The 26,429-nt window shown below is 72.2% G+C and carries 24 protein-coding genes; 8 read left to right on the top strand and 16 right to left on the bottom strand.

Annotated elements, in window-relative coordinates:
* Positions 1-99 precede the first annotated feature (99 nt).
* The gene (locus ACWDUZ_RS34480; protein ID WP_451635761.1) at positions 100-1,527 is read left to right on the top strand and encodes an amino acid permease; all 1,428 of its coding nucleotides are present in this window, start codon (positions 100-102) and stop codon (positions 1,525-1,527) included.
* Here ACWDUZ_RS34480 and ACWDUZ_RS34475 read toward each other — a convergent pair.
* Positions 1,467-1,637 carry a hypothetical protein gene (locus ACWDUZ_RS34475; protein WP_451635760.1) on the bottom strand — a complete coding sequence of 57 codons (171 nt, stop codon included), beginning with the start codon at positions 1,635-1,637 and terminating at the stop codon, positions 1,467-1,469. The two genes, ACWDUZ_RS34480 and ACWDUZ_RS34475, sit on opposite strands and share 61 nt — an antisense overlap.
* Before the next feature lie 261 nt (positions 1,638-1,898).
* Between ACWDUZ_RS34475 and ACWDUZ_RS34470 the strand changes: the two genes are divergently transcribed.
* The 3 genes from ACWDUZ_RS34470 (at position 1,899) to ACWDUZ_RS34460 (ending at position 3,970) form a co-directional block, all read left to right on the top strand.
* Positions 1,899-2,447, top strand: a complete 549-nt coding sequence (locus tag ACWDUZ_RS34470; protein ID WP_451635759.1) for a sigma-70 family RNA polymerase sigma factor — start codon at positions 1,899-1,901, stop codon at positions 2,445-2,447.
* A 145-nt stretch (positions 2,448-2,592) separates the two neighbouring features.
* Positions 2,593-3,108 (top strand): hypothetical protein, encoded by a 516-nt coding sequence (locus tag ACWDUZ_RS34465; RefSeq protein WP_451635758.1) that lies wholly within the window; start codon positions 2,593-2,595, stop codon positions 3,106-3,108.
* A gap of 211 nt (positions 3,109-3,319) precedes the next feature.
* On the top strand, positions 3,320-3,970 hold the full coding sequence (locus tag ACWDUZ_RS34460; RefSeq protein ID WP_451635757.1) for a zf-HC2 domain-containing protein: 651 nt from the start codon (positions 3,320-3,322) through the stop codon (positions 3,968-3,970).
* A gap of 24 nt (positions 3,971-3,994) precedes the next feature.
* Here the strand turns inward: ACWDUZ_RS34460 and ACWDUZ_RS34455 are convergent, their stop codons facing one another.
* Together ACWDUZ_RS34455 and ACWDUZ_RS34450 are read right to left on the bottom strand one after the other, a co-directional pair.
* Positions 3,995-4,912 carry an Fpg/Nei family DNA glycosylase gene (locus ACWDUZ_RS34455; protein WP_451635756.1) on the bottom strand — a complete coding sequence of 306 codons (918 nt, stop codon included), beginning with the start codon at positions 4,910-4,912 and terminating at the stop codon, positions 3,995-3,997.
* A gap of 51 nt (positions 4,913-4,963) precedes the next feature.
* Positions 4,964-7,051 carry a SpoIIE family protein phosphatase gene (locus ACWDUZ_RS34450; protein ID WP_451635755.1) on the bottom strand — a complete coding sequence of 696 codons (2,088 nt, stop codon included), beginning with the start codon at positions 7,049-7,051 and terminating at the stop codon, positions 4,964-4,966.
* Between the two features lie 144 nt (positions 7,052-7,195).
* Between ACWDUZ_RS34450 and ACWDUZ_RS34445 the strand changes: the two genes are divergently transcribed.
* Positions 7,196-8,620 carry a lipase maturation factor family protein gene (locus tag ACWDUZ_RS34445; RefSeq protein WP_451635754.1) on the top strand — a complete coding sequence of 475 codons (1,425 nt, stop codon included), beginning with the start codon at positions 7,196-7,198 and terminating at the stop codon, positions 8,618-8,620.
* A gap of 33 nt (positions 8,621-8,653) precedes the next feature.
* Here the strand turns inward: ACWDUZ_RS34445 and ACWDUZ_RS34440 are convergent, their stop codons facing one another.
* The 7 genes from ACWDUZ_RS34440 to ACWDUZ_RS34410 form a co-directional block, all read right to left on the bottom strand.
* Positions 8,654-9,121 (bottom strand): DUF4231 domain-containing protein, encoded by a 468-nt coding sequence (locus tag ACWDUZ_RS34440; RefSeq protein WP_451635753.1) that lies wholly within the window; start codon positions 9,119-9,121, stop codon positions 8,654-8,656.
* A gap of 101 nt (positions 9,122-9,222) precedes the next feature.
* Complete coding sequence (locus ACWDUZ_RS34435) at positions 9,223-12,243, bottom strand: alpha-mannosidase (RefSeq protein ID WP_451635752.1); 3,021 nt, start codon at positions 12,241-12,243, stop codon at positions 9,223-9,225.
* A 47-nt stretch (positions 12,244-12,290) separates the two neighbouring features.
* A complete protein-coding gene (locus tag ACWDUZ_RS34430) occupies positions 12,291-14,312 on the bottom strand; it encodes an endo-beta-N-acetylglucosaminidase (protein WP_451635751.1) in 2,022 nt (673 codons plus the stop codon).
* Positions 14,309-15,562 (bottom strand): glycoside hydrolase 5 family protein, encoded by a 1,254-nt coding sequence (locus tag ACWDUZ_RS34425; RefSeq protein ID WP_451635750.1) that lies wholly within the window; start codon positions 15,560-15,562, stop codon positions 14,309-14,311. Before ACWDUZ_RS34425 ends, ACWDUZ_RS34430 begins: the two co-directional genes overlap by 4 nt.
* 51 nt (positions 15,563-15,613) lie before the next feature.
* Complete coding sequence (locus tag ACWDUZ_RS34420; protein ID WP_451635749.1) at positions 15,614-16,519, bottom strand: carbohydrate ABC transporter permease; 906 nt, start codon at positions 16,517-16,519, stop codon at positions 15,614-15,616.
* Positions 16,516-17,472 carry a carbohydrate ABC transporter permease gene (locus tag ACWDUZ_RS34415; RefSeq protein WP_451635748.1) on the bottom strand — a complete coding sequence of 319 codons (957 nt, stop codon included), beginning with the start codon at positions 17,470-17,472 and terminating at the stop codon, positions 16,516-16,518. The genes ACWDUZ_RS34420 and ACWDUZ_RS34415 overlap by 4 nt, the downstream gene beginning before the upstream one ends.
* A gap of 6 nt (positions 17,473-17,478) precedes the next feature.
* Positions 17,479-18,774, bottom strand: coding sequence for an ABC transporter substrate-binding protein (locus tag ACWDUZ_RS34410; RefSeq protein ID WP_451635747.1), 1,296 nt, complete (start codon positions 18,772-18,774; stop codon positions 17,479-17,481).
* 239 nt (positions 18,775-19,013) lie between these two features.
* Between ACWDUZ_RS34410 and ACWDUZ_RS34405 the strand changes: the two genes are divergently transcribed.
* Both ACWDUZ_RS34405 and ACWDUZ_RS34400 read left to right on the top strand, forming a co-directional pair.
* Complete coding sequence (locus ACWDUZ_RS34405) at positions 19,014-20,060, top strand: LacI family DNA-binding transcriptional regulator (protein ID WP_451635746.1); 1,047 nt, start codon at positions 19,014-19,016, stop codon at positions 20,058-20,060.
* Between the two features lie 234 nt (positions 20,061-20,294).
* Entirely contained in the window at positions 20,295-21,656 is a 1,362-nt protein-coding gene (locus tag ACWDUZ_RS34400; RefSeq protein ID WP_451635745.1) for an amidase, read from the top strand.
* A gap of 67 nt (positions 21,657-21,723) precedes the next feature.
* Here the strand turns inward: ACWDUZ_RS34400 and ACWDUZ_RS34395 are convergent, their stop codons facing one another.
* Both ACWDUZ_RS34395 and ACWDUZ_RS34390 read right to left on the bottom strand, forming a co-directional pair.
* Positions 21,724-22,206, bottom strand: coding sequence for an N-acetyltransferase family protein (locus ACWDUZ_RS34395; RefSeq protein ID WP_451635744.1), 483 nt, complete (start codon positions 22,204-22,206; stop codon positions 21,724-21,726).
* A 56-nt stretch (positions 22,207-22,262) separates the two neighbouring features.
* Positions 22,263-22,436 (bottom strand): hypothetical protein, encoded by a 174-nt coding sequence (locus tag ACWDUZ_RS34390; RefSeq protein WP_451635743.1) that lies wholly within the window; start codon positions 22,434-22,436, stop codon positions 22,263-22,265.
* Positions 22,437-22,873: 437 nt separating this feature from the next.
* Between ACWDUZ_RS34390 and ACWDUZ_RS34385 the strand changes: the two genes are divergently transcribed.
* A complete protein-coding gene (locus tag ACWDUZ_RS34385; protein WP_451635742.1) occupies positions 22,874-23,365 on the top strand; it encodes a hypothetical protein in 492 nt (163 codons plus the stop codon).
* Between the two features lie 85 nt (positions 23,366-23,450).
* Here the strand turns inward: ACWDUZ_RS34385 and ACWDUZ_RS34380 are convergent, their stop codons facing one another.
* The 4 genes from ACWDUZ_RS34380 to ACWDUZ_RS34365 form a co-directional block, all read right to left on the bottom strand.
* The gene (locus tag ACWDUZ_RS34380; RefSeq protein WP_451635741.1) at positions 23,451-24,968 is read right to left on the bottom strand and encodes an SDR family NAD(P)-dependent oxidoreductase; all 1,518 of its coding nucleotides are present in this window, start codon (positions 24,966-24,968) and stop codon (positions 23,451-23,453) included.
* Positions 24,969-25,099: 131 nt separating this feature from the next.
* The gene (locus tag ACWDUZ_RS34375) at positions 25,100-25,558 is read right to left on the bottom strand and encodes a carboxymuconolactone decarboxylase family protein (protein WP_451635740.1); all 459 of its coding nucleotides are present in this window, start codon (positions 25,556-25,558) and stop codon (positions 25,100-25,102) included.
* Between the two features lie 122 nt (positions 25,559-25,680).
* Positions 25,681-26,163 carry a cupin domain-containing protein gene (locus ACWDUZ_RS34370; RefSeq protein WP_451635739.1) on the bottom strand — a complete coding sequence of 161 codons (483 nt, stop codon included), beginning with the start codon at positions 26,161-26,163 and terminating at the stop codon, positions 25,681-25,683.
* Positions 26,160-26,429, bottom strand: a 270-nt coding sequence (locus tag ACWDUZ_RS34365) for a zinc-binding dehydrogenase (RefSeq protein WP_451635738.1), incomplete at its 5' end; no start/stop codon positions are given. The genes ACWDUZ_RS34365 and ACWDUZ_RS34370, both read right to left, overlap by 4 nt.

Below are 26,429 nucleotides of genomic sequence, written 5' to 3'. Positions count from 1 at the left end.
CGACGTCGTCCGGGCATGCGTGGTGTCTTCCGCACGCGCTCCAGCTGAGTCATCATGATCCGCCGTCAGCCGATTGCCGTCTGCGAAGAGGTGAGGCCCATGGCCAGGCTCCGGGTGGGTGAAGGCATTCTCCGGCGTAAACCCATCGAACACATCGAGGAGACGGAAGCCGGCGAGGGACCGAAACTCGAACGGTCCCTCGGACTGTGGCAGCTGACCGCGATCGGCGTGGGCGGCATCATCGGGGCGGGCATCTTCACGCTCGCCGGAACCGTGGCCAACGGCACGGCCGGCCCCGCGGTGCTGGTGTCCTTCCTCGTCGCCGGTGTGGCCAGCGCCGCCGCCGCGCTGTCGTACGCCGAGTTCGCGGGGATGATCCCGAAGGCGGGCTCCGCCTACACCTACGGCTACGCGGTGCTCGGCGAGTTCGCCGGCTGGTTCATCGGCTGGGACCTGCTGCTGGAGTACACGGCGATCGTGGCGGTGGTCGCCATCGGCATCTCGGGGTACTTCAGCTTTCTGATCGAGGACATGGGCGCGAAGCTGCCCGCGTGGATGCTGGGCGCGCCCGGCACCGGGTCCGGGCACAAGGTGGACCTGTTCGCCGCCGTCCTGTGTCTGCTCATCGCCTGGCTGCTGACCCTCGGCATCCGCAACGCGGCCCGCTTCGAGACGGCCGTCGTGGCGTTGAAGGTGCTCGTGGTGCTGGTGGTGATCGTCGTGGGCGTCTTCCATGTGGACACCGCCAACTACCACCCGTTCTTCCCCTACGGGATCGGCGGGGCGTTCACCGGCGCCGCGACCGTGTTCTTCGCGGTCTTCGGCTACGACGCTCTGTCGACGGCGGCCGAGGAGTCCAGGGACGCGCAGCGGCACATGCCGAAGGCGATCATCTACTCGCTGGCCATCGCGATGGTGCTGTACGTGCTGGCCTGCCTGGTGCTGACCGGCATGCAGAACTACCGGGACATCGACAAGGAGAGCGGCTTCTCGACCGCGTTCAAGTCGGTGGGGCTGAGCCGCCTCGCCGATGTGATCGCGGTGGGCGCGATCATCGGCATCCTCACCGTGATGTTCACGTTCATGCTGGGCGTGACCCGGGTGTGGTTCTCGATGTCCCGCGACGGGCTGCTGCCCCGGTGGTTCGCGAAGACGCACCCCACGCGGCACGTGCCGACCCGGGTGACGTGGATCGTCGGGGCGGCCTCGGCGGTCATCGCCGGGTTCCTGCCGATCGGCGAGGCGGCCGAACTGACCAACATCGGCATCCTGCTGGCGTTCGTGGTGGTGTGCACGGCGGTGATCGTGCTGCGCTACCGGCAGCCGGAACTGCCGCGCAGCTTCCGCACGCCGTGGATGCCGTTCGTGCCGGCGCTGGGCGTGGTCTTCTCGATCTGGCTGATCACGTTTCTCCAGTGGCAGACGTGGGTGCGGTTCGCCGTGTGGTTCCTGATCGGCTGCGTGATCTACTTCGGGTACTCGTACAAGCGCTCGGCGCTGGCCGGGCGCCAGAGGTCCGTGGACTGACCCTGCGAGGAGCCGGTGTGCCCCTGGTCCCTGCGGTCGGCCTGGCAGGCGGCGGCCACGGCGAGGACGGCCGTCAGGATCAGGCCCACCAGGTGTCTGCGTGCGATCATCGGTTCACCTCACTGCGTTCGTGCGCCGCCCCAGTCCTATGGACGGACAAGACGGACAAGACAACAGACGGACAAGACAGATGAATGGGTATGAAATCCGGGGCCGTCGCAAACGGTTCGGGCCCCCGTCGTTAGCCCGTCCGGGGGCGCGCGGGTCATGACGGACCGTTCGTCGAACCGTTCGTCGACGCGATCGACCGTCCGTCGCACAGCCCTGCGCGCGCCCTGTCCCGGCGGGGGCCGCTGCGCTGCGATACGGCCATGACGGCCGGAACCGCCCTCCCCCGCGTGACCACGACCGCCGAGCACGAGCTCGCCGCGCTCCAGCGCGAGCACGGCCGGCCGCTGTTCGCCCTGCTGCTGCGGCTGTGCGACGGCGACCGGCAGCGCGCCGAGGACCTGCTCCAGGAGACGCTGGTGCGTGCCTGGCAGCATCCCGAGGCGCTGCGCGCCGACGCCTTCACCTCCGTACGGCCCTGGCTGCTGACGGTCGCGCGCCGGCTCGCCATCGACGCGCGCCGGGCCCGGCAGGCCAGGCCCCCGGAGGTCGGCGACGCGGTCCTGGAGAACACGCGGGTGATCGCCGACCACGCCGAGCGGGCCGCCGCGACGCTCGACGTGCGCGAGGCTGTGAAGACACTCACTCCGCAGCACCGTGAAGTCCTGGTGCTCGTGTACTTCCAGGGGGCGAGTGTGGCGGAAGCCGCCGAAACCCTGGGCATTCCGCCCGGTACCGTGAAGTCCCGTGCGTACTACGCGCTGCGCGCCCTGCGCAGGGTGCTCCCGGGATACGCGGCCGACCTGCGGTGAAACCGACCGCCGGGTCAAACCTCCGTAAAGCGCCTTGCCGTGGACCGCTGTTGAGTAATCGGCTGTCCTCATCCGTGTTCCGGATGGGCCTGTCCCAGGAGCCGGGGTCGGGCGACGCGCACGCACCGGAGGAAGGCAGGAAGGGATGCAGCACAGAGGTCAAGAGAGCACGGACGGCGACGGCGGCGGCGCACTGGTCGTCCCCATGGCCTGGTTGTACGCCGAGTACATCGCCGACGAACTGCTGCGCACCGGCGATCTGATGCCGCCGGCGTCCGTGGAGTTCCGCGCCGGGCGGGACGCGCTGGCGCTGACCGTCTTCCTGTCCGACACCGACGGCGAGCTCTGCGGCATCCGGGTGGTCTCGCAGCTGGAGACGTGGTCGTCCCTGACCGCGTACGACCAGCCGTGGGAGGACTGGGTGCGCGAGCGGATGGCCGACCTCGCGGCCGACGCGCACGCCCGCGGCGTGCGCCCGCCGGACCTGGCGCTGGCCGAGGCGGCCTGGCGGTGGCTGCAGGAGACCGAACTGCTGGCGCCCGACCTGGACGCGGTGCCGGGCGGGGCGGGCGCGGTGAGCGAGGACGAGGGGCCGAAGGTGTGGACGCCCGCCTGGCGGCTCGGACTGCCGCTGGGACACCTCGCCATCCATCTTTTCTAAGGGTTGTCCCCTGATTGCGGGACAGCCCTTGGGCGGATACGCGGTCCGAGCACCCTTTTCCGGCCAGGGCCGCGATCGGACCAATCCGCGGGCGCGGGCGCTCCGAATCCCTTGATTACGATTCGGTGCGCGCCTTGAGTGATTCGGCACTGCGGTGCGTACGGGTGGGAGCAACGAGTAACCCCACCCGCACCCACCGCGAGGAATCGGCATGAGGTCCCTGGAAAGGCATCGCGACGTCGGCGCTTACGCGCTCGGCGTGCTGGACGAGGCGGAGGCCTTCCGTTTCGAGGACCACCTCATGGAATGCCCCCGCTGTTCCGCGCAGGTGACCGAGTTCGGCGCCACGGCGCGGCAGTTGCTGCTGTACCGGCGGGCCACCCCGCGCTTCGTGCATCCCGTGGCCCAGCCCGGCCCCCGGCTGCTGGAGCGGCTGGTCGGCGAGGTGGCGCGACGGCACCGGGCCGGGCGCCGGCGTCTGCTGTACGGCCTGGCCGCCTCCGTGGTGCTCGCCGTCGGCGGGCCGGCGGCCGCGGTCGTCGCCCGGCACGCGGACGGACCGGTGCGGGTCGCCGCGACCGACGCGACGACGGGGGTGTGGGCCGAGGTCAGGGCGGCGCAGGCGGACTGGGGCAGCGAGGTGCGGTTGCGGGTCGAGGACGCGGCGGGCCCGCACTCCTGTCTGCTGGTCGCCGTGGGCCGGGACGGCTCCGAGCAGACGGTGGCCACCTGGATGGTGGCCGCCCACGAGAACCGGACGGACACCGTGACGGGCGGCGCCGCGCTGCGTCCCGGCCAGATCGCCCGCTTCGAGGTGCGCACGGCGGACGGGCGGCACCTGGTGACGCTCGACCCGGCCTGACCTCGGGGCCGCCTGCCCTGCGAGCTACTTGAGCAGCCGCGACAGCCGGCGGTCCGCCAGCGGCCTGCCGCCCGTCTGGCAGGTCGGGCAGTACTGCAGCGAGGAGTCGCTGAAGGACACCTCGCGGATGGTGTCCCCGCACACCGGGCAGGGCTCTCCGGTGCGGCCGTGCACCCGCAGGCCGCTCTTCTTCTCCGCCTTCAGCCGGCCTGCCGCCAGCCCCCGGGAGCGCTCGACCGCCTCGGTCAGGGTGGTGCGCAGCGCCTCGTACAGCCGCCCGGTCTCCTCCGGCGTCAGGGAGGCCGCCAGCTTGAACGGGGACATCTTCGCGGCGTGCAGGATCTCGTCGCTGTAGGCGTTGCCGACGCCCGCGATCAGGCTCTGGTCGCGCAGCGCGCCCTTGATCTGCCGCCGCTCCCCCGCCAGCAGCCGGGCGAAGCGCTCCTCGTCGAAGTCCTCCGCCAGCGGGTCGGGGCCCAGCCGCGCCACGCCCGGTACCTCCTGCGGATCCTTGACGACGTACACCGCGAGCCGCTTCTGGGTGCCGGCCTCGGTGAGGTCGAAGCCCGCGCCGGTCTCCAGCGCGACCCGCAGGGCCAGGGGGCCCTTGCCGGGCCGCAACAAGGAGGGGCCGCGCGCAGCGCGTCGTTGAGGGGCGGTGGCCGGGTGACGGGTGGGCCCGTCGGGCAGCCGGTCCCGCCACTGGAGCCAGCCGCCGCGGGCCAGATGGGTGACCAGGTGCGGGCCGCCGCCGGTCACCAGGTCCAGGAACTTGCCGTGCCGGGCGACGGCGGTGACCTCGTGGCCCTCCAGGGCGCCGACGGGAGGGTCGTAGGTCTTCAGGACGCTGATGGCGACGGGCAGCACGCGGACGATCTCGTGACCGACCAGGTTCTCGGTCAGGAAGTCCTTGAGCGCTTCGACCTCGGGCAGTTCCGGCATGCCTCAAGAGTGCCACCCGGCACCGGGACGCCACGCGCCGCAGCCGCGGGTTCAGTCGCTCTCCGGCACCACGAACTCGCACCACAGGCACTTGCCGCCGCCCCGCGCCTCCACGCCCCAGACGTCGGTGAGCCGGTCGACGAGCAGCAGTCCGCGGCCCGAGACGCCCTGCTCCCCCGGCTCCCGGCGGCGCGGCAGGGCGCTGGAGGAGTCCTCCACCTCCACCCGCAGCCGCCGGTCGCTGCCGCTGAGCACCCGCAGGGTGACGACGGCCGCGCCCTCGGTGTGCAGCAGGGCGTTGGTGATCAGCTCGTCGGCCACCAGTTCGATCTCGTCGGAGCGCTCCCGGGCGCCCCAGGAGCGGACCGTGGCGCGGATCATGTGCCGGGCCTCGGTGAGGGCCTCCGGGTCGCCGGGCGCCACGTGCCGCTGGAGCCGGCCCATGGGCTGCCGTTCGGTCAGCGCGCGGCGGCGCAGCACCAGCAGCGCCACGTCGTCGTCGCCGCCCCGCTTCTCGGCCGTCTCGATCAGCCGGTCGGCGAGGTCCCGCACGTCCTCGGGGCCCGCGGCCACGGACGCCTCCAGCGCCCGCATGCCGTCGTCGAGATCGGCGCCGGGCACCTCGACGAGGCCGTCGGTGCACAGCACCAGGGTGTGTCCGGGGTCGAGCTCCATGGCGCAGACCGGGTACTCCAGGCGGCCGAACTCCGCGGACAGGCCGAGCGGCAGGCCGCCGTCCACGGCGACCCGGCCGCAGCTGCCGTCGCCCCGCCGCACCAGCGGGTCGATGTGCCCGGCGCGCACCACCTGGACGACGCCGGTGGACAGGTCGGCCTCCGCGTACAGGCAGGTCGCGAAGCGGTCGGTGTCGAGCTCGTGCAGGAAGGTGGAGGCGCGGGCCATCACGGTGGCCGGGGTGTGGCCCTCGGCGGCGTAGGCGCGCAGCACGATGCGCAGCTGGCCCATGACGGCCGCGGCGTGCGTGTCGTGGCCCTGCACATCGCCGATGACCGCGCCGACCCGGCCTCCGGGCAGCGGGATCAGGTCGTACCAGTCGCCGCCGATGTCCCGGCCGAGGGAGCCGCCCGCGTAGCCGGAGCGGTAGCGGACGGCGACGTCCGCGCCGGGCACGCTGGGAATGGTGCGCGGCAGCATGGCCTGCTGAAGGCTCTGGGCGAGATCCTTCTCCTGCTCGTACAGCATGGCCCGCTGAAGGCTCTGCGCGATGCTGCTGCCGAGGGCGACCAGCACGTTGCGTTCGTCCTGGGAGAAGCCGTGGCGGCCGCTGTAGAGCAGCCCCATGCCGCCGATGGGGCGGGCCTGGGCGATCAACGGCAGATAGGCGGCCGAGGTGATGCCCAGGCCGGTGATGTGGGGCCACAGGACGGGGTAGCACGCGGCGAACTCCTCGGCCGACTCGATGAAGCGGGGCCTGAGGGTGCGCACCGCCTCGCTCATCGGGTAGGGCTCGTCGATCCGGGTGACCCGGGTGCCGGGCACGGAGGTGCCCTCCGGTCCTTCGGCGACGAGCCGGATCCGGTCGGCCTCCACCAGGCCCAGGACGAGGCTGGTGGAGCCGAGCAGGGCCAGGCCGTGGCTGTCCTTGACGACGTCGATGACGTCCTGGACGGTGCGCGCGTGGGCGAGGGCGGCGGTGGTGGCCTGGACGACGTTGGTCTGCTCGCGCCGGGCGGCGGCCAGGGCCTGGCGCTGCGCGCGACCGGCGCTGTCGTGGAGCTCGTCGGTGGCGTCCCGGACGATCCCGATGATCCGGCGGGGGCGGCCGTTCTCGTCGCGGCGGATGCAGCCCTGGGTGTGGGCCCAGCGCAGGGAGCCGTCGCGCAGGCGCAGGCGGACGTAGGTGCCGTAGCGCTCGCTGCCGTCCTTCATCGCACGGGCCACCAGGGCGTCCAGCCGCTGCCCCTCGCCGGCGGGGACGCGGCAGGCCAGGCTCTCGGGGTGGCCGTCGTACTCCTCGGGGGTGATGTCGAAGATCCGGTGGGCCATGGCGTCCAGGCCGCACAGACCCGTGTCCAGGTCCCAGTCGAAGGTTCCCATCCGGTGGAGAGCCAGGATCGGGTCCGGGTGGACCGGCCAGTCGTCCGGCGGTGACAGGGTGCACGCTCCCCGTTCAGCCATGGGGCCACCTTGCCAGGGTTTGACCGATTCTTCGAGCTGGGAGAGAGGTAGCCGGGGCCCCTGATCCGGGGCTGAGGACCGGGGCCGAGCGCCGGGCGCGGGGCGCCGAGGGCGGCACCATGGAGGAGAGGAGCGTGCACGGCCGTGGGATGGTTCATCGCACCCGACTACTGGATGGCCCGGCTGGTCTTCCAGCGGGCCCTGGCCGCCGTGTACCTCGTGGCGTTCCTGACGGCCGCCCTCCAGTTCCGGGCACTGCTGGGCGAGCGCGGCATGCTGCCGATCCCCCGGTTCGTCGAGCGGGTGCCGTTCCGGCGCGCGCCGAGCCTGTTCCACTGGCGCTACTCCGACACCCTGTTCGCCGCGGTCGCGTGGGCCGGGTGCGCCGTGTCCGCCGCCCTGATCGCGGGGCTGGACTCATGGCTCCCGCTGTGGGGCGGCATGCTGCTGTGGCTGGTGCCGTGGGCGCTGTATCTGTCGATCGTCAACGTGGGGCAGACCTGGTACGGCTTCGGATGGGAGTCGCTGCTGCTGGAGACCGGGTTCCTCGCGGTGTTCCTGGGCAACGACGAGGTGGCCCCGCCGGTCGTGGTGCTGTTCCTGCTGCGCTGGATCCTCTTCCGGGTCGAGTTCGGCGCCGGGCTGATCAAGATGCGCGGCGACGAGTGCTGGCGGAAGCTGACCTGCCTGGACTACCACCATGAGACACAGCCGATGCCGGGCCCGCTGAGCTGGTTCTTCCACCATCTGCCGAGGCCGCTGCACCGGGCCGAGGTCGCCGCCAACCACGTCACGCAACTGCTGGTGCCGTTCCTGCTGTTCACCCCGCAGCCGATCGCCACCGCCGGGGCGTCGGTGATGATCCTCACCCAGCTGTGGCTGGTGCTCTCGGGCAACTTCGCCTGGCTGAACTGGATCACGGTCGTCCTGGCCCTGTCGGCGGTCCGGTGGCCGGGGCACGCTCCGGCGTCCGTGGCCGGGGCCCCGCTGTGGTACGAGGTGGTGGTGCTGGCCGTCGCCGTGCTCGTGGTGGTCCTGAGCTACCACCCGGTGGTGAACATGGTCTCCCGCCGCCAGGTCATGAACCGCTCCTTCGACCCGCTGCACCTGGTCAACACCTACGGTGCGTTCGGCAGCATCAGCCGCGTCCGCTACGAGGTGGTGGTCGAGGGCACGCTGGACGACGGACCGCCCGAGGACGCGGAGTGGCGGGAGTACGAGTTCCGGGGCAAGCCGGGGGACCCGCGGCACTGGCCGCGCCAGTTCGCGCCGTACCACCTGCGGCTGGACTGGTTGATGTGGTTCGTGGCGCTGTCCCCGGCGTACGCCGGTACCTGGTTCGGCGCCCTGGTGGAACGGCTGCTGGAGAACGACCGCGACACGCTCCGGCTGCTGCGCCGCTCGCCCTTCCCGCCCGACCGGCCCCCGCTGTACGTCCGCGCCCGCCTGTTCCGCTACCGCTACACGTCGTGGCGGGAGCTGCGCGAGACGGGCGCCTGCTGGGACCGGACCTACGTGCGGGAGTTCCTGCCGCCGGTGCGGCTGGCGGAGGCGGCCGAGAGCCCGTGACCGGGACCGGCCGGGTCACGGGCTGCCGCGCGTTCAGCCGCCGGAGGCCGGCACGGGCGGTTCCGGCCGCTGCCCCTGCGCCTGCGACCACTCGCGCAGCTCCTCGGCGCCGACCTCCTCGAGCACACTCTGCAGGGCTTGCCGGGCCGCCGCGTCGCGTCCCGACTCCGGCAGCAGGAGGTAGCGGTCCAGGGCGCGGCGCAGTGTCTCCCGCGCCCGCGCCGCCAGCACCCAGCGTGAGCCGGGGCTGTACAGCTGCCGCATGCCGGTGAAGAAGACGGCTCCGCCCGCGATCAGTGCGGTCAGCCAGGCGGGTGCGTGCAGCCCGGCGGCGACGACCGTCACCGAGGTGGTGCCGAGCGCGCCCAGCTCCGTCACGTGGTGCAGCCTGCGGGCGCGGTCGCAGGAGCGCGCGTAGAACTCCAGCTCCCGGCGGGTCAGGGCCAGCAGGGGGTCCGGCTGCGCGGCCCAGGACTGATCGGGGACCCTTCTTCGTCGCATCGGCCCATCATCGCGGCCGGGGCCGGGCGCGCAAAGGCCGGGGAGGGCACCACGACGGCCGATGGCCGTGGTGCCCTCCCCGAGGGGCCCGTCCGGGCGGCTCAGGCGCGGCGCAGCCGCAGCGTCACCAGCTCGAAGGGCCGCAGCCGCACCGCGATCCGGCCGCCGTCCCGCTCCGGTGCCGTGGAGTCGGCCAGGGGCCGCTCCAGGAGGTCCGTCACCGAGACGTCCGCGACCTCGAACCCGGCCGTCAGCGTGGCCCGGGCCCGTCCGCCGTGGGCCTCGTGGAAGCGGACCACCACGTCGCCGCTGCCGTCGTCGGCCAGCTTCAGCGCGGTCACGACCACCGCGTCCTCGTCCACCGTCACCAGCGGCGCGACCTCCCCGGCGCCGGTCAGCCCCCGCTCGGGCACGTTGAGGCGCCAGCCCTCGCGGACCGCGTCGCCGATGTCCGCGCCCGGCACCAGGGCGTGCCGGAAGCGGTGGACGCCCTGGTCGGTCTCGGGGTCGGGGAAGCGCGGGGCGCGCAGCAGCGACACCCGGACCGTGGTCGTGGTGCCCCGGTCGCCGTCGGTGCGCACGGTACGGGTCACGTCGTGGCCGTACGTCGAGTCGTTGGCGATCGCCACGCCCCAGCCCGGCTCCTGAAGATGCACGAACCGGTGGTTGCAGGCCTCGAACTTGGCCGCCTCCCACGAGGTGTTGGTGTGGGTGGGCCGGTGGAAGTGCCCGAACTGGGTCTCGGACGCGTACCGTTCGGCGTGCACGTCCAGCGGGAAGGCGAGCTTGAGGAACTTCTCCGTCTCGTGCCAGTCCACCTCGGTGTCCACCACCAGCCGCCGCTCCCCCGCCGCCAGCGACAGCACCTGGGTGACCCGGGAGGCGCCGAAGGACCGTACGATCCGCACCGAGGCGCCGTCCTCGCCGGCCGTCACCGAGTCGGCTTCGGTCAGATCGGTGACGGTGTTGCGGTAGAACTCGTCCACGTCCCAGGCGTCCCACATGTTGGGGAAGTCCGGGTGCAACTGGAGGAGGTTCGCGGCCCGCCCCGGGGCGACCGTCTCCCGTTCGGCCCGCACGTCGTACGCCGAGACGACCAGGCCGCGGTCGTCGATCTCGACCCGCAGCAGGCCGTTGTCCAGGACGTGTCCGCCGCCCGCGCGGGGCGCGAGGCGCGTCCCGCCCGGGGTGGCGGGGGCGGCGGCGCCGCCGGCCGGGACGCCCGCGCGGGTGTGCGGGGCCGCGTTGAAGACGAGCGGTGTGGCGCCCTCGCCCGCCAGCACGCGCTGGGCGGCCTCGATGATCGCGTTCAGCTCGCCGGCGACCCGCTCGTACGTGGCGCGGGCCTCGCGGTGCACCCAGGCGATGGAGGAGCCGGGCAGGATGTCGTGGAACTGGTGGAGCAGCACCGTCTTCCAGATCCGGTCCAGGTCCTGGTACGGGTAGGGGAACCCGGTCCGCACCGCCGCCGTCGCCGCCCACAGCTCCGCCTCGCGCAGCAGGTGCTCGCTGCGGCGGTTGCCCTGCTTGGTCTTCGCCTGGCTGGTCAGGGTGGCGCGGTGCAGCTCCAGATAGAGCTCGCCGACCCACACGGGCGGCTCCGGGTACTCGGCCTCGGCCTTGTCGAAGAACGCCTGCGGGGTCTCCCACACGACCTGCGCCGAGCCTTCCAGGTCGCGCAGCCGGGCCGCCTTGGCGACCATCTCGCGGGTGGTGCCGCCGCCTCCGTCGCCCCATCCGGTGGGGGCGAGGGAGTGCCGGGCGACGCCCTTGTCCTTGAAGTTGCGGGCGGCGTGGGCGATCTCGCTGCCCTTCATCGAGCAGTTGTAGGTGTCGACGGGCGGGAAGTGGGTGAAGATCCGGGTGCCGTCGATGCCCTCCCACTGGAAGGTGTGGTGCGGGAACTTGTTGGTCTGCGACCAGGAGATCTTCTGCGTCAGCAGCCGGGTCGAGCCCGCCGCCCGGATGATCTGCGGCAGTCCGGCGGCGAACCCGAAGGTGTCGGGCAGCCACGCCTCGTCGTTCTCGATGCCGAACTCGTCGAGGAAGAACCGCTTGCCGTGCACGAACTGCCGGGCCATGGCCTCCGAGCCGGGCATGTTGGTGTCGGACTCGACCCACATCCCGCCGGCCGGCACGAACCGCCCGTCCGCGACGGCCTTCTTCACCCGTGCCCACACCTCGGGCCGGTGCTCCTTGATCCACGCCCACTGCTGCGCCTGGGACATGGCGAAGACGAAGTCCGGCTCGTCCTCCAGCAGGGCGGTCATGTTGGAGGTGGTCCGGGCGACCTTGCGGACCGTCTCGCGCAGCGGCCACAGCCACGCCGAGTCGATGTGCGCGTGCCCGACCGCGCTGATGCGGTGCGCGGAGGGCACGGCGGGGGCGGCGAGCACATCGGTGAGACGGGAACGTGCCCGGTCCGCCGTGCCGTTCACGTCCTGGAGGTCGACCGCGTCCAGGGCCCGGTCGACCGCGCGCAGGATCTCGTACCGGCGCTGGGAGTCCACCGGCAGCTCGGCCATCAGCTCGCCGAGCACCTCCAGGTCCAGCACCAACTGCCACACGGTCTCGTCGAACACGGCGAGGTCCATGCGGGTCAGCGTGTACTGGGGCTCGCCGCCCGCGGTCTCCTTGTCGCCGAGCCGGGTGGGCAGGAAGGGGTGGTAGTCGAGGATGACCGGGTTGGAGGCGGCCTCGATGTGCAGGCGGACCTCCTCGCCGCCCGCGACGGGCGCGCCGATCCTGACCCACTGGTTGCGCGGGTTGAGGCCCTTCACGGGCGTGCCGTCGGGCCGGTAGACCAGGCCCTCGCACTGGAAGCCGGGCATGTTCTCGTCGAAGCCGAGGTCGAGCAGCGCCTCGACGGTCTTCCCGGCCCACTCCTTCGGCACGGTGCCGGTCACCCGGAACCAGCTGGTGCCCCACGGAGCGCCCCAGCGTGCGCCCACCTCGATCGGCTCCGGTTCGGCGGCCAGGCCCTCGGCGACCGGCACGGGCTCGCCGGGCGCGTGCCACACCGCGACCTCGAGGGGGACGGACTCGGGGTACACGGAGGGGCGGATGCGCTCGTCGAGGACGCGCTTGAGGCGGGCTTCGACCAGGCTGCGGTCGTCATGCATGCGGGATGCTCCGTAGGTCGTACGTCAGCGGGTGGATCGGCGGGTGGTCACCAGGGGTGGGTTGCGGTCGCGGGGGCCGACGAGGTGTACAGCTCCCCCACCGCCCGTACCTCGAACCGTACGGCCCGCTCGCCCGCCGCGGGCGTCAGGCCGGGGACGAAGTACGCCCGCTGGCAGGTGCCGCCGAGGAAGCGGCGGGTGCCGTCGGGCAGCACACGGTGCAGGGTGTAGTGGCGCACGGCGCCGGGTGCCCGGTTCCAGGCGAGGCGCACGGCGCCGCCGTCGGCGGCGGTGACGCGCAGCCCGGTGGGGGCGGCCGGGCGGGCCGGGCGGCCGTGGACGGCGAGTCCGCCGAGCCGCCAGCGCACCGGGCCGCCGTCGCCGGCGGTGAGCCGGACGCCGAGGGCGTGCACGACCCCGGACAGGCCGGTGAGCCGGACGGTGGAGGTGTGCCAGCCGTCGCCCGTACCGGCCGGCACGGGCAGGTACGTGTACGACGGTGCAGCCCCGGCCGCGTCCGGCTCGGCGGTCGCCACCGCCAACTCGACGCGGACGTCCCCCGCGTCCGTGCGGTGGGTCAGCTCGACCACCGTGTCGCCGCCGACGGGCAGCCGGGTCGCGTACAGGTCCAGTTCGGCGGGCCGGTCGAGCGCGCCGTCCACGAGCACGCTGCTGCCGCCGCGCCAGGCGTCGGCGAAGTCGAAGGAGACGGTGGGCCGCTGTCCTTCGCTCCGCACCACCCAGCGCCGGGAGGGCAGCCGGTCCTGGAGGCCGAGGTGGTGCCACGGGCTGTCGGAGGTGACCTCGCCGTCCTCGTACCAGCGCAGGCCGTGCCCGGTGTTGAAGACGGTCGCGAACGGCAGCGCGGTGACGGTCGACCGGTCGGCGACGGACACCGCGGGAGCCCGCCAGGCGTCGGTGGGATCGGGCCGGGACGGGTCGAGGGAGCGGCCGGTCCAGAACCGGTCGTCGGCGGCGTGGAAGTCCTCCGGCGCGTGGTCCGCGGGCAGGTGGTTGCGGGTCCACTCGGGCCGGTAGAGACCGATCGAGGTGGTGTGCGGGCGGTCGCCGGGCACGATCGCGTCCCAGTTCACAGCGGTGTTCCAGCCGCCCGACTCCACGTCGACGCCAGCCCACAGCTCGTAGCGGCTGCGGCCCAGCCGCTCCGCCAGGTCACCGGAGGAGGCGAGCGACCCCGCGCTCCATCGGAAGTCCACGAACATGTCGTCGGCGGTCTCGAAGAAGGCCTGGTTCTGCGCGTCGAGCGCGCCCTGCCAGTTCACCGAGCCGTTCAGGGTCATCGCGTCGTACCAGGTGACCCGCTTGCCCTGGGCCTCCGCGAGTTGCTTCAGCTCGCGGAGGAAGCCGAGCATGTCGGCGCCGAGGGCGCTGTCCCCGCCACCGGTCTCGGCGTTGACGAACCAGCCGTCGAAGCCGTACGCCTTCGCGACCGCGACGAGCCGGCCGGCGAGCGGGTAGTGGCCGGAGGCATCCTTCTGAACGAGGTCGCGGGTCCACTGAAGCTGTCCGCCGTAGGCGGCGGGCGGCAGGAAGATGTTGCCGAGGACGGGGACGCCGTGCCGGTGGGCCGCGTCCACGACGGGGGCGTTCGGGGCGAGAATCAGTCCCTCCCCGGAGGAGCCGCCCCAGAACACCAGCTCGTCGATGTACGCCCAGTGGGTGAGGGCGTAGGTGTCGGCGGTGGCGGAGCCCTGGGAGGGGTTGGAGGAGGTGGGCCCGAACGAGACCAGGGACTGGATGCGGGCCTGCCCGGTCCGGGCCGTGGTGTTCGCCGGGACCGGGGTGAAGCGGCGGGCGAGCGGGACGGTGGCGGCGTTGAAGGCGAGGTCGGGGTCGGTGGCGGCGCGCCAGGCCTTCAGGCTGTGCCAGGTGACGCCGGGCCCCGGGCTGCCGGAGGGCAGGGAGTCGGGGTACCAGTAGGAGGCGTACGGCTGGAGCGCGGTCGAAACCCTGGGGGCCGCCGCGGCCGTGCCGGACGCGGTGGGCAGTGCGGGCAGCAGCGCGGCCGCGGTGCCGGCGAGCAGGACGGTACGTCTGGTGGGGCTCACGAGCGGGTGCCTCCTCGGGCGGAGTCGAGTACCTGGTCGGGCGTGACGACGTGCGTGAGGGCGCGGGCGGCCAGGTGGTCCCGGTCCGCCGCGCGGGTGTCGAGGACGGTGGTGGGCCGGGCGGCGTCGGCGGTGAGCCGGAAGAACGCCTCGAAGACGTCGCCGCCGGGCGCGCAGCGGGAGCGGGCGGCCGGGTCGGCGGGAACGACGAGGGCGGTGGTGCGCGGCGCCGGGGCGTAGGTGTGGTCGCGGGCGGCGGCCAGGGTGCGCGCCAGGTCCTTCGGGCGGCCGTCGTTGGTGAACAGGCCGAGCGTGTACTCGAGTTCGGGGAAGTCGGCCAGTTCGCGGGAGACGTCGTGGGAGCACCACCAGGTGATGCCCCACAGGTCGGGGCAGTCCAGTGCGTTCACGACCGTGGCCTCGGTGAAGGCGGCGGCGTGCTCGGCCGGGATCAGGGGCGCCGGTGCGCCGACCTCCTGGAGCCAGACCGGGCGGTGCGGGTCGTCGGCCCAGGCCTTGCTGAGCTCGATGAGGTAGGCGGCGTGGTGCTCGGTGGGCACGGAGGTACGGCCGTGACGCTGGGCGGTGCCGTTGAACACCCAGGAGTGGACGGCCGTGAGGGCGCCGTGCCGGGCGGCCTGGGCCGGGGTGAAAGGCATGTCGTCCTGGTACCAGGTGGCGTCGTACTCGGCGTGCAGGTGCAGCTTGCCGGGGGCGCCCTTCTCGCAGGCGGCGAGCATGCGCTCCAGCCAGGCGTCGATCTGGTCGGCTGTGGCCCGGTCGGGGTCGGGGTGGGGTCCGGCAGAGAACTGGTTGACCTCGTTGCCGAGCGTCATGCCGAGGAAGTTCGGGCGGTCGGCGAGGGCGGCGGCCAGGGTGTGCAGGTAGGCGGCCTGACCGTCGAGCACCTCGGGATCGGTGAACAGGTTGCGGCGGTGCCAGGTCCGGGTCCAGGCCGGCAGGAAGTCGAAGCTGGACAGGTGTCCTTGCAGGCCGTCCACGTTGACGTCGAGCCCGCGTTCGGCGGCGGCGTCGACGAGCTGGACGAGCTGTGCCACGGCGCGGGGGCGGATCAGGGCGCGGTCGGGCTGGAAGTAGGGCCACAGCGGGAACACCCGGATGTGGTCCAGGCCGAGCGCGGCGATGGCGTCCAGGTCGGCGCGGACGGCGTCGAGGTCGAAGTCGAGCCAGTGGTGGAACCATCCCTGGCTCGGGGTGTAGTTGACGCCGAAGCGCACGGCAGCAGGCATACAGAGGTCCTTGCGGGATGGGAGTACGGAAATCGGCCCTGCGCGGCTGGCTCAGCCCTTCACGGCGCCCTCGCCGACGCCGCGGAAGAAGTAGCGCTGGAGGCAGGCGAAGAGGACGATCAGCGGCGCGACGGCGATGACCGTGCCGGCGGCGACCAGGCGTTCGTCGTTCGCGAAGGTGCCGTGGAGATAGTTGAGGCCGATGGTCAGGGTGTACTTGGAGGGGTCGCTGAGCACGATCAGCGGCCAGAGGAAGTCGTCCCAGGAGAACATGAAGGCGAAGATCGCCACGACGGCGAGGGTGCCCTTGACCGACGGCAGCGCGATCCGCAGGAACCGCTGCCAGACGTTGGCGCCGTCGACGTAGGCGGCCTCCTCGATCTCGTAGGGCAGGTTGAGGAAGGCGTTGCGCATCAGCAGGACGTTCAGGGCGGCCACGGCGCCGGGCAGGACGACGGCGAGGAGGGTGTTGTTGAGGCCGAGGTCGCGCATGGTCGTGAACTGGGCGATGACGATGCTCTCGGCGGGCACGAGCATGGCCAGGACGAAGACCAGGGTGGCGACCCGGCGGCCCCGGTAGCGCAGCCGGGCCAGGGCGTAGCCGGCCAGGGCGGAGCCGACGCAGTTGGTGACGACGTTGGCGGCGGCCACCTTGAGGGAGTTGAGCGCGTAGTCCCACACCGGGATGGTCTGCGCCACCCGCTCGTAGTTGTGCAGGGTGGGGTGGGCGGGCAGGAACTTCGGCGGGGAGCTGAAGATGTCCTCGGTGGGGCCCTTGAGCGAGGTGGACAGCTGCCACAGGAACGGGCCGATGGTCACGGCGAGGACGGCGAGCAGCAGGACGTAGCGCAGGATGAGTTCCCAGCCCCGGATGCGGCGCCCGCTGTCGTCGGTGAGGCGGGGAGTACGGGCGGGCGCCGGTGCTCCGGCGGCCGGTGCCTTCTCGGCGGCGCTCACGAGTCCTCCTTCCGGTCGGCGCGCAGGACGAGCAGCATCAGGGCGAGCGCGACGACGAAGACGACCAGGGAGAGGGCGGAGGCGTAGCCGACCCGGCCGGTCAGGCCGGTGCCGGTGCGCTGCACGAGCATCACCAGGGTGGTGTCCTCGCCGGCCGGGCCGCCGCTCGGTCCGGCCATCAGGTACACCTCGGAGAACACCTTGAAGGCGGCGACCGAGGCGAGCGCGGCGACCAGGACCATGGTGGAGCGCAGGGCGGGCACGGTGACGGTGAGGAAGCGGCGCACCGCGCCCGCGCCGTCCACGGCGGCGGCCTCGTGCAGCTCGCGCGGCACGTTCGCCAGCGCCGCCATGTAGATGATCATGTAGTAGCCGAGGCCCTTCCAGACCGTGACGGCCATGGCGCTCAGCAGGAGCAGCCACTGGTCGCTGAGGAAGCCGACCTTGCCCACCCCGACCGTCTCCAGCAGCGAGTTCACCAGGCCGCGCTCGTCCAGCAGCCACACCCAGATCAGCCCGACCACGACGATCGAGGCGACCACGGGGGTGTAGAAGGCGGACCGGAAGAAGGCGATGCCGGGGATGCTCTTGTGCACCAGCAGGGCGAGCAGCAGCGGCAAAATCACCAGGGCCGGGACGACGCCGGCGACGTAGAGCGCGCTGTTGCGCAGCCCGATCCAGAACATGTCGTCATGCAGCAGCTCGCGGAAGTTGGCGAGCCCGACGAAGTGGCCCGGGACGAGGGTGCGGCGGTCGGTGAAGGCGTTGATCACCGTGGAGACGAACGGGTAGAGGATGAAGGCTGCCGTGACCAGCAGCCCCGGCGCGGCGAACAGCCACGGGCTGGTGGGCAGTTGACGCCGCACCCGGATCGCCGGTCGCCGGGCCGGACGCCGGCCGGGGCGGCGCGCCGGGCGCGGCCGGCGCGCCCGGGAGACGGTCGAGGTGGCCATGGTGTGTCATCCCTGCTGCTGCAGAAGCCGGTCACAGGACTTGACAGCGTTGTCAAGCGCTTCCTTGGGGCTCTGCTTGCCCTGGAGCGCCTTGGCGACCTCGTTGCGCAGCTCCGTCTTCATCTGATCGCTGAACAGCACGGGCGTGTAGTTGACGGCGTTCTTGAGCGACTTGGCGGCGGCCACCCGGACCCGGGTCTCGTCGGTGCCGTCCTCCTTGGTGAAGTACGGGTCGTCGAGGGAGCCGGCGGTGCTCGGGAAGATGGCGACCTTCTTGGCGAACGACATCTGGTGCTCGGCGTCGGTGACGTAGTGCGCGAAGGCGATCGAGGCGGGCGTGTGCTTGGTCTTCGAGTTCACCATCACGCCCATCACGTACATGTTGACGTGGCCGGTGCTGGTGATCTGGTCGGTGATGCCGATGTTCTTGTACAGGTTCGGCGCCTGCTTCTTGAAGTTGTCCAGGTCCAGGGCGCTGCCGGGGTTCATGGCGACCGCACCGGTGAGGAACTTCTTGCCGGACGACTCGGGCGTGGCGGTCAGCGCCTGCGGGTCGAGCGCCTTGGCGTCGTACAGCTGCTTGTACTTGGTGAGGAGCTCGACGCCCTTGGGGTCGTTGAAGGCGAAGCCGGAGCCCTCCTTGTTCATCAGAGGGACGCCGTAGCGGCCGAAGTCCTCGATGGTGGGGATGTTGGCGAGGGTGGCGACCTTGCCGCCGGACTTCTCCGCCATCTGCAGGGCCTCGGTGAACAGCTCGTCGTACGTCTTCGGCGGCTTGTTCGGGTCGAGCCCGGCCTTGTCGAACAGCGACTTGTTGTAGAACAGCGGGCCGGTGTTGAGGTACCAGGGGAAGGCGTACGTGCCGCTCATGCCCGGGATCTGCTGGCCGTTCCAGGCGCCGGGCAGGTACTCGGCCTTGTACTTGGCCGCCGCCTTGTCGAGGTCCATCGCGAGGCCGGCCTTGGCGAGCGGCGCCAGCAGGTCCGGGGAGACGTTGACGACGTCGGGCAGGGTGCCGGCGGCGGCGTCCGCGCTGAGCTTGTCGGCGTAGCCCTCGGCGGGCTGGTCGACCCACTTCACGTGGGTGCCGGGGTACTTCTTCTCGAAGTCGGCGATCAGGCCCTCGAAGTAGTCCTTGAAGTTGGCACGCAGGTTCCAGGTCTGGAAGGTGATGTCGCCCTCGACCTTGCCGGAGGCGTCCGTCGAACCGCCGCCGCCGTCGCCGCCGGAGCCGCAGGCGCTCAGCGGCATGACGAGGGCGGAGACGGCGATGGCGGCGAGTGCTCTGCGGGATATGGGCACGGTGACACGGCTCCCTTGCGGTGTCGACGACAGGTTTCGGCAGTGACGATGCACGCGGAGTTCGCGGAAAGTCAATGGAATCTGCGTCGCTAAAGTATCAAGAAGAACATTAGTGCAGGTCACAGGGGTGACATGAGAGAGTTGCCAACGGGGACTAATGCGCTTTAGAGTGCTGGCACTCAAGCGCTTTAGCGATCGCCGCTCCATCACCGCGTCACCGCTGAGAAATGAGGGGGAACATGCCGGCCAAGCGGTCTCCGGCACGCCGGCCGACCATGAAGGACATCGCGCGCCGCGCCGGTGTCTCGGAGAGCGCCGTCTCCTTCGCGCTCAACGACCGGCCCGGGGTGTCGGAGGCCACCCGCGCCCGGGTCCGCCGGGTCGCCGAACAGCTGGGCTGGCGGCCCAGCACGGCGGCCCGCGCACTGTCCGGCGAGGGCGCGGCCACGATCGGCTTCGTACTGGCCCGGCCGGCGGACACGCTCGGCGTGGACTCCTTCTTCCTGCAACTGGTCTCCGGCATCCAGGAGGTGCTGGCGGAGCGCCATCTGGGTCTGTTGTTCCAGGTGGTCGAGGACGTCGCCGACGAGTGCGCGGTGTACCGCAGATGGTGGGCCGAGCACCGGGTCGACGGCGTGCTGGTGGTTGACCCGCGCACCGACGACCCGCGTCCGGACCTACTCGACGGGCTGGGCCTGCCCGCCGTGGTGATCGGCGGCGCCCCGGACGAGCGACACCCGGGGCTCTCCACGGTGTGGGCGGACGACGCGGGCGCCATGGCGTCGGTGGTGGACGGGCTGTACGGGCTCGGCCACCGGCGGATCGTGCACATCGCCGGGCTGGCGGGTCTCGCCCACACCGAGCGCCGGATCCGGACGCTGCGCGCCGAGGCCGAACGGCGTGGACTGACCGGGGTGGAGTCGGTGACCACCGACTACTCGGACGCCGAGGGCGCCGCCGTCACGCGCCACGTCCTGAGCTCCGCCGCTCCCCCGACGGCCCTGATCTACGACAACGACGTGATGGCCCTGGCCGGTGTCGCGGTCGCGGCCGAACTCGGCTTCTCGGTCCCCACGGACGTGTCGGTGGTCTCCTGGGAGGACTCCGCACTGTGCCGCATGGTCCGGCCGTGGCTGTCGGCCCTGTCCCGGGACAGCATGGAGTTCGGCCGTACGGCGGCCCGGGAGCTCACCGCCCTGCTGGACGGCGGCCCGGCCCGCACCGTCCGGGTGCCGGTGCCCCGCCTGATCGAACGGGAGAGCACGGGAGCGGCGCGCGACGCGTGACGGACGGCGTGCGACGGACGGCGTGCGACGGGGGCGCACAGCGGGCGGTGTGCGGCGAAGACACGTGGCGGAATGTCGCCCGACGGGAGACCGGTGCGGCGGAAAGGGTCACGGGCTCTCGACGCGGCAGGCCGGTGTCGGGCAGAGTTCTCCTACCTACTCGCGAGTAGAACCCGCTCGTGGACACCGACTCGTGCGCAGGATCCGTTGCCCGTCCCCGTCCGAGGAGCGCCCGTGACCCGCTGGGTCGGCCTGAGTGCCGCCGAGATCGCCGCCGCCGTCCGCGAGAAGCGGGCCACGCCCCGCGAGGTGGTGGCCGAGCACCTCGCCCGGATCGAGCGGCTCGACGGCCGGATCGGGGCCTTCCGCACCGTCCGCGCCGAGGCCGCCCTGGCCGAGGCCGACGAGGTCGCGGCCCGCGCCGACCTGGACGGACTGCCGCTGGCGGGCGTACCGGTGGCGGTGAAGGACAACCTCGCGGTGCGGGGCGAGTCCACACTCCTCGGTTCGGCCGCGACCCCTCAGACTCCGGCCGCCGACGACCACGTCACCGTGGCCCGGCTGCGGGCGGCGGGAGCGGTGGTGGTGGGCCTGACCAACGTCCCCGAACTGTGCGTCTTCGGCACCACGGAGGGCGTGCACGGCACCGCCCGCAACCCGTGGGACACCTCGCGCACGGCGGGCGGTTCGTCGGGCGGCAGCGCGGCCGCGGTCGCCGCCGGGATGGCGCCGATCGCCCTCGGCAACGACGGCATGGGTTCCCTGCGCATCCCTGCCGCCAACTGCGGTCTGGTCACCATCAAGCCGGGCCACGGCGTGGTGCCGGCGGGCATCGGCGACGGCGACTGGTTCGGCATGTCGGAGAACGGGCCGCTCGCGACGACGGTCCGGGACGCCCGCCTGATGCTCTCGGTCCTGGCGGACGGCGGGGTGAGCGCCGAGGAGACGCCCGCTGCGCGGGACGCGGCACGCACGATCGCCGTGTCCGTGCGCAGCCCGCTGGCCGGGGTCACGGTGAGCAGGCCGTACACCGACGCGGTCCGGGAGGCGGCACGGCTGCTGGCCGGAGCCGGTCACCGGGTGCGGCGCGCCGACCCGCCCTACCCGATGTCGCTCGGCGTCACGGCCGTACGGCACTGGACGGCCGGGACGGCCGTGGACGCCGCGGGTCTGGACGCGCGGCGGCTGACGCGGCGCACCCGGGTGCACGCGGCCGTCGGGCGGCGGTTCGTCGACGGGGTGCGCACGGGCACCGCGCGCGAGCGGCTGCGGGAGCGGCTGGAGCCGTTCTTCGCCGAGCACGAGGTGCTGCTCACCCCGGCGCTGGCCCGCCGCTCCCCGCGGGCCGTGCCGTGGCACGAGCGGGGCTGGCTGCGCAATGTGCTCGCCAACACCGCCTACTCGCCGATGACCCCGCCGTGGAACCTGACCGGCTGGCCCGCGATGGCCGTGCCGTTCGGCACGCTGCCCTCCGGCGCGCCCTGCGCCGTGCAACTGGTGGGCCGCCCCGGTTCCGAGGCCGTCCTGCTGGGCCTGGCGGAGCAGATCGAGCGGTCGCGCCCCTGGCGCAGGACGGCCGACTTGGAAGTCGGGTAGCCACGAGGGCCGTTGCAGGCTCTGGGGGCCAGGGGCCGGAAGCCAGGAGGCAGCACTTTCCGGCGCTCTACAGGGACTTGTACATGATGTGCAGGCCGACCAGACCGTGCCGCGGGTGCTCGTACGCCTGCGGGACCGTGCCGAGCACGCTGAAGCCGAGGGAGGTCCACAGCGCCACGGCCGGGTTGGTCTCGACGACGGCGTTGAAGACCATGCCCCGGTACCCGTCGGCCTCGGCGGCCGTCAGGACGTGCTGGGCGAGGGCGCGGCCGATGCCCTGGCCGGCCCGGTCGGGGTCGACCATGAAGCCCGCGTTGGCGATACGGGCGGCGGGCCCGCCGTAGTTGGGGGTGACATAGGCGGAGCCCACGACCGCGCCGGTGTCGTCCTCGGCGACGAACACCTGCTTGGCGGGGCTCATCCACAGGGCCCGGGCGTCCTCCTCGGAGGTGTCCGGGTCCCATGCGTACGTCTCGGCGGCGGCGACGATGCGGTGCCAGAACGGCCAGATGCTCGGCCAGTCCTCGGCGACGGCTTCCCTGATCAGCATGGGCGCGAGTGTCGCACGCCCATGCTGCGGGCGCTCACGTCGGTGGGCTCCTGGCGTCAGTCCACGCTGGGCAGGATGTGCGGCTCGGCGAGGTCGTCCTCGTAGCCGGCCAGACGGATGGGGGCGGACCGGGCCCACACGTCGAGACTGCCCAGATCTCCGGTGCGCCGCGTGCGGCGCTCGGTGCGTTCCTCGGGTCCTTCTTCGCAGGTCGTCTTTTCCGGTGTCACCGCGCACTCCTTATGTGTTGGTCACCCTCGGGGCGTCTGACGCCAGTCTTCGCTCCGGCGCCCGACGTCCGCTCGGGTCTGGCTCAAGGACAGATCGGACGCGGTGGCGCCGTGGCAACTGGGGTCGGGCAGGCCGTTGTGCACCCGCTCGCCCCGGGACGGACCATGGGTGCTGGTTGGAACCCCTTGGTGCTGTCCGTCTACTCCAGATTAACCAAATGAGCGGTCCCCCGCTCGATAGGGCTGCAAAGTCCGGGTAACTATCTGGAGTCAAGCGTGTTCATTAGATAGTTTATGAACCGATTTGTCGCATCACACACGACCGAGAACTCGCCCGTTCGGTACGCGTCGCTCAGTTCGGATCACGTTGGCCCGACCGCAAGCCGGCCATCGTCCGCCGACGTACCGCAACGGCTGTCTCGCGGGAGGACGGACGCATGGCGCCGCGCAGCGTCGAGGAGCTGATGGACCTGTTGTACGCCTGCCGGGACGCCGACGCTCCCGATCACCCCGGCAGCGACGGCCGCCGCGCCGATCTCCTCGACCATGCCCTGCGCACCGCCGCACTGCTGCGCCGGCGCCGTCCGGCCGACAAGGAGCTTCAGGTGGCGGGCCTGGTCCACGGCATCGGCCGGCTCCTGGATCCCGTTGTCCCCGAAGCCGGGCCCGAGGACGGGGCGGCCGTCGCCGCCCGCTCGGCCGACGCCGTGCGGGGCCTGCTGGGCGAGCGCGTCGCCCGTCTGGTACGGCGGCAGGCGGTGCCCGGTGAGGCCCGCCGCGCCCAGCCGGCCGACGAGGACGCCCTGAGCCTGCGCCAGGCACGCGAGGAGGCGCTCAGCGACGGCTCCGACGCCGGGGTCCTCGAGGACTGGCGGACCCTCCTGGAGCTGGTCGCGGCCCGCAACTCCCGCCTGGGCGCGCTCGGCTGACACCGGTCCGGTCCGAAGCCGTCCGCCCGTCCGACCGGCTCCGGCCGTCCGGGCCGGGCCCGGCCCGGTCACCTGTGGTCCCGGCTCACCACTTGCCGGGCGCGTAGTCCTTCAGGAAGACGCCGTACAGGTCCTCGCCCGCCTCGCCGCGCACGATCGGGTCGTAGACGCGGGCGGCGCCGTCGACCAGGTCGAGCGGGGCGTGGAAGCCGGCCTCGGCCAGGCGGAGCTTGTCGTAGTGCGGGCGCTCGTCGGTGATCCAGCCGGTGTCGACCGAGGTCATGAGGATGCCGTCGGTGTCGAACATCTCCTGGGCGCTGGTTCGCGTCACCATGTTCATCGCGGCCTTGGCGGCGTTGGTGTTCGGGTGGCCGGCTCCCTTGTAGCCGCGGCTGAAGACACCTTCCATCGCTGAGACGTTCACGACGTACGCGCGCCCGCTCGCCGCCTTCTTCGCCGCGTCGGCCATGGCCGGGCGCAGCGCGCTGATCAGGATGAACGGCGAGGTGTAGTTGCACAGCTGGGTCTCCAGCAACTCGACCGGCGAGATCTGGTCGATGGTCTGCACCCAGGTGTTGGTGTCGACGACGTCCGGGACGAGGCCTCCGGCGTCGATGGCGGAGCCGTCGAGGTGCCGGGCGACGCTGGCGTTGCCGGCCACGAGAGCGAGGTCGGCGACCTTCTGCGCGTCCAGACCACTGGTGCCGAGCGGCAGCGCGGCGATGCCGTCCACGGCGCCGGAGTTGAACGTGCCGATGACGTGGTGGGCGGGGAGCTCACCGGCGGGCAGCGGGGCGGTCTCCGCCTCGACCAGCGCCGCGTAGGCGGAGGGCAGGCGGCGTACGGTCTGCGTCGCGTTGTTGATCAGGATGTCGAGCGGGCCGGCCTCGGCGACCTGTTCGGCCAGGGCCACGGCCTGCGCCGGGTCGCGCAGGTCGATCCCGACGACCTCCAGCCGGTGCAGCCAGTCCGCCGAGTCCTCCATGGCCTTGAACCGGCGGACGGCGTCCTTGGGGAAGCGCGTGGTGATGGTGGTGTGCGCTCCGTCGCGCAGCAGGCGCAGCGCGATGTACATGCCGATCTTGGCCCGGCCGCCGGTGAGCAGGGCGCGCTTGCCGGTGAGGTCGGTGCGGGCGTCCCGTTTGGCGCGGTTCTCGGCGGCGCACGTCGGGCAGAGCTGGTGGTAGAAGTAGTCGACCTCGACATAGCGCTGCTTGCAGGTGTAGCAGGAGCGGGGGCGCTGGAGTATGCCCGCGATCCTGCCCGTCTCGACCTTGGAGGACGGCAGGATGCCCTCGGTCTCGTCGTCGATGCGCTCGGCGGAGCCGGTGGCGGTGGCCTCGGTGACGGCTCGGTCGTGCGCGGTCTTGGCGGCGCGGCGCTCCTGGCGGCGGCGCTGCTTGACCACGCGGTAGAGGTGCGAGGTGGCCCGGCGCACCGTGACGGCGTCGGGGTGGTCGACCTCGATCCGGTCCAGTTCCTTGAGCACGTCGAGGCAGACGGCGAGCCGCTCGGGGTCGATGCCGGGCCCGTACGCGGACTCGCCGCCAGGCGCGTGCACCACCTCGTCCGTGGCCATGGAGCCGTCGTCTGTCACCGTCATCGCGCTGCCGCTTCCCTGATCGTCACGCGGCGCTCCGACTCGCGCCCGCTTTCGAACCGGGAATCTTACGGCAGCCCGAGGACGCACCGCCAAACACGGCGAGGGGTGCCGGTCACGGCGTGCCGGCTGCGTCAGCTGCCGACGGGGTAGCGGCTGGTGATCGCGACGCGGTTGAAGGCGTTCATCACGGTGGCGAGCCAGGCGATCGCCGAGATCTGGTCCGCGGTGAGGACGGCCGCGGCGGCGTCGAAGTCCTCGTCGCTGACATGCCCGTCCGGCACGCGTGTGATCGCCTCGGTCAGGCGGAGGGCGGCGCGGTCCGTCTCGGAGAAGTAGCTGGTCTCCTCCCAGGCGGGGAGCACGGCGATCCGGTCGGGGTTCTCGCCCTTCTTGAGGGCGTCGCGGGTGTGCATGCGCAGGCAGAACGAGCAGCCGTTGATCTGCGAGGTGCGGATCCTCAGCAGTTCGACCAGGAGCGGGTCGAGACCCGCTGCGGCGGTGGCCTCCTCCACCTGTGAGGACAGGGCGATGAGGGTCTTGTAGGCGGCCGGGTGCTGCTTGCCGATGTTGACGCGCTGTGTGTCGGTCATGATTCCTCGTGTTCGTTCGGGTGGCCGGCGCCCCGCACCTGTCGTGCACGGGGTGGCCCGCCGGATGTGTGCGGCAGGGGCCGGGTGGTGAGCGGTGCGGTGCCGCCCACGGTGGCCCCGGGCTACGACGCCGGGTCGTCGACCTTGAGCTTTGCTCCGGTGTTGGAGACGAAGACGACCAGGAGCCTGGCCCGTTCGGTCGGGCTGACGTTCTCGGTGAGGACGTGGTGGGCGCCCGGCAGCTCGATCCAGTTCTCGCCCTGCTGGTACGTGGTCACGGGCTGGCCGGCGAGCCGGCTGCGCACGGTGCCTTCCAGGACGTAGGCGTAGACGAACGCCTGGCCGTGCCGGTGCGGCAGCGCACGTGCGTGGGGCGGGAAGTCGACGATCAACGAAGTGAACGTCTTGCCCTTCACCTGCGGAAGAGCCTGCTGGAGCAGCGGCTCGAGGGTTTCGGTGGGGCGTGTGGACGCCGTGGCCGCAAGCGATGCCGCGGCCCCGGTCGTGCCCTTGGCGTGGGTGGACTTCGCTGGAGCCGAGCAGGCGGTGGCTGCGGTCAGTGTCGCCGCGGCCAGGAAGCCGGCGGCGACGCGTGTTCCGATCACGCCGGCCCCCCGGCTCGGTCTTCCGTGACGAGGATGATCGTCTTGCCCGGGGTGCGCGACCCGGCGGCGAAGACGGAGGGGGCCTCGGCGAGCGGGCACACAGCACCGACGGACGGCTTGAGCCGGCCGTCCCTCACCCGCGCGGCGAGATCGGCGAGCCGGGCGCGGTCCGGTTCGACGACGAAGAAGACCGCCCGCCCGTCCTTGGGCTGGACCTTGGGCGGCATGGCGATGGTGACGAGCGTGCCGCCGGCGCGGACCAGGGC

It is taken from the genome of Streptomyces sp. NPDC003393 (assembly GCF_053589015.1).
Note: the sequence above shows the minus strand (reverse complement) of the source record. Positions and strands in the feature narration are given on the sequence as shown.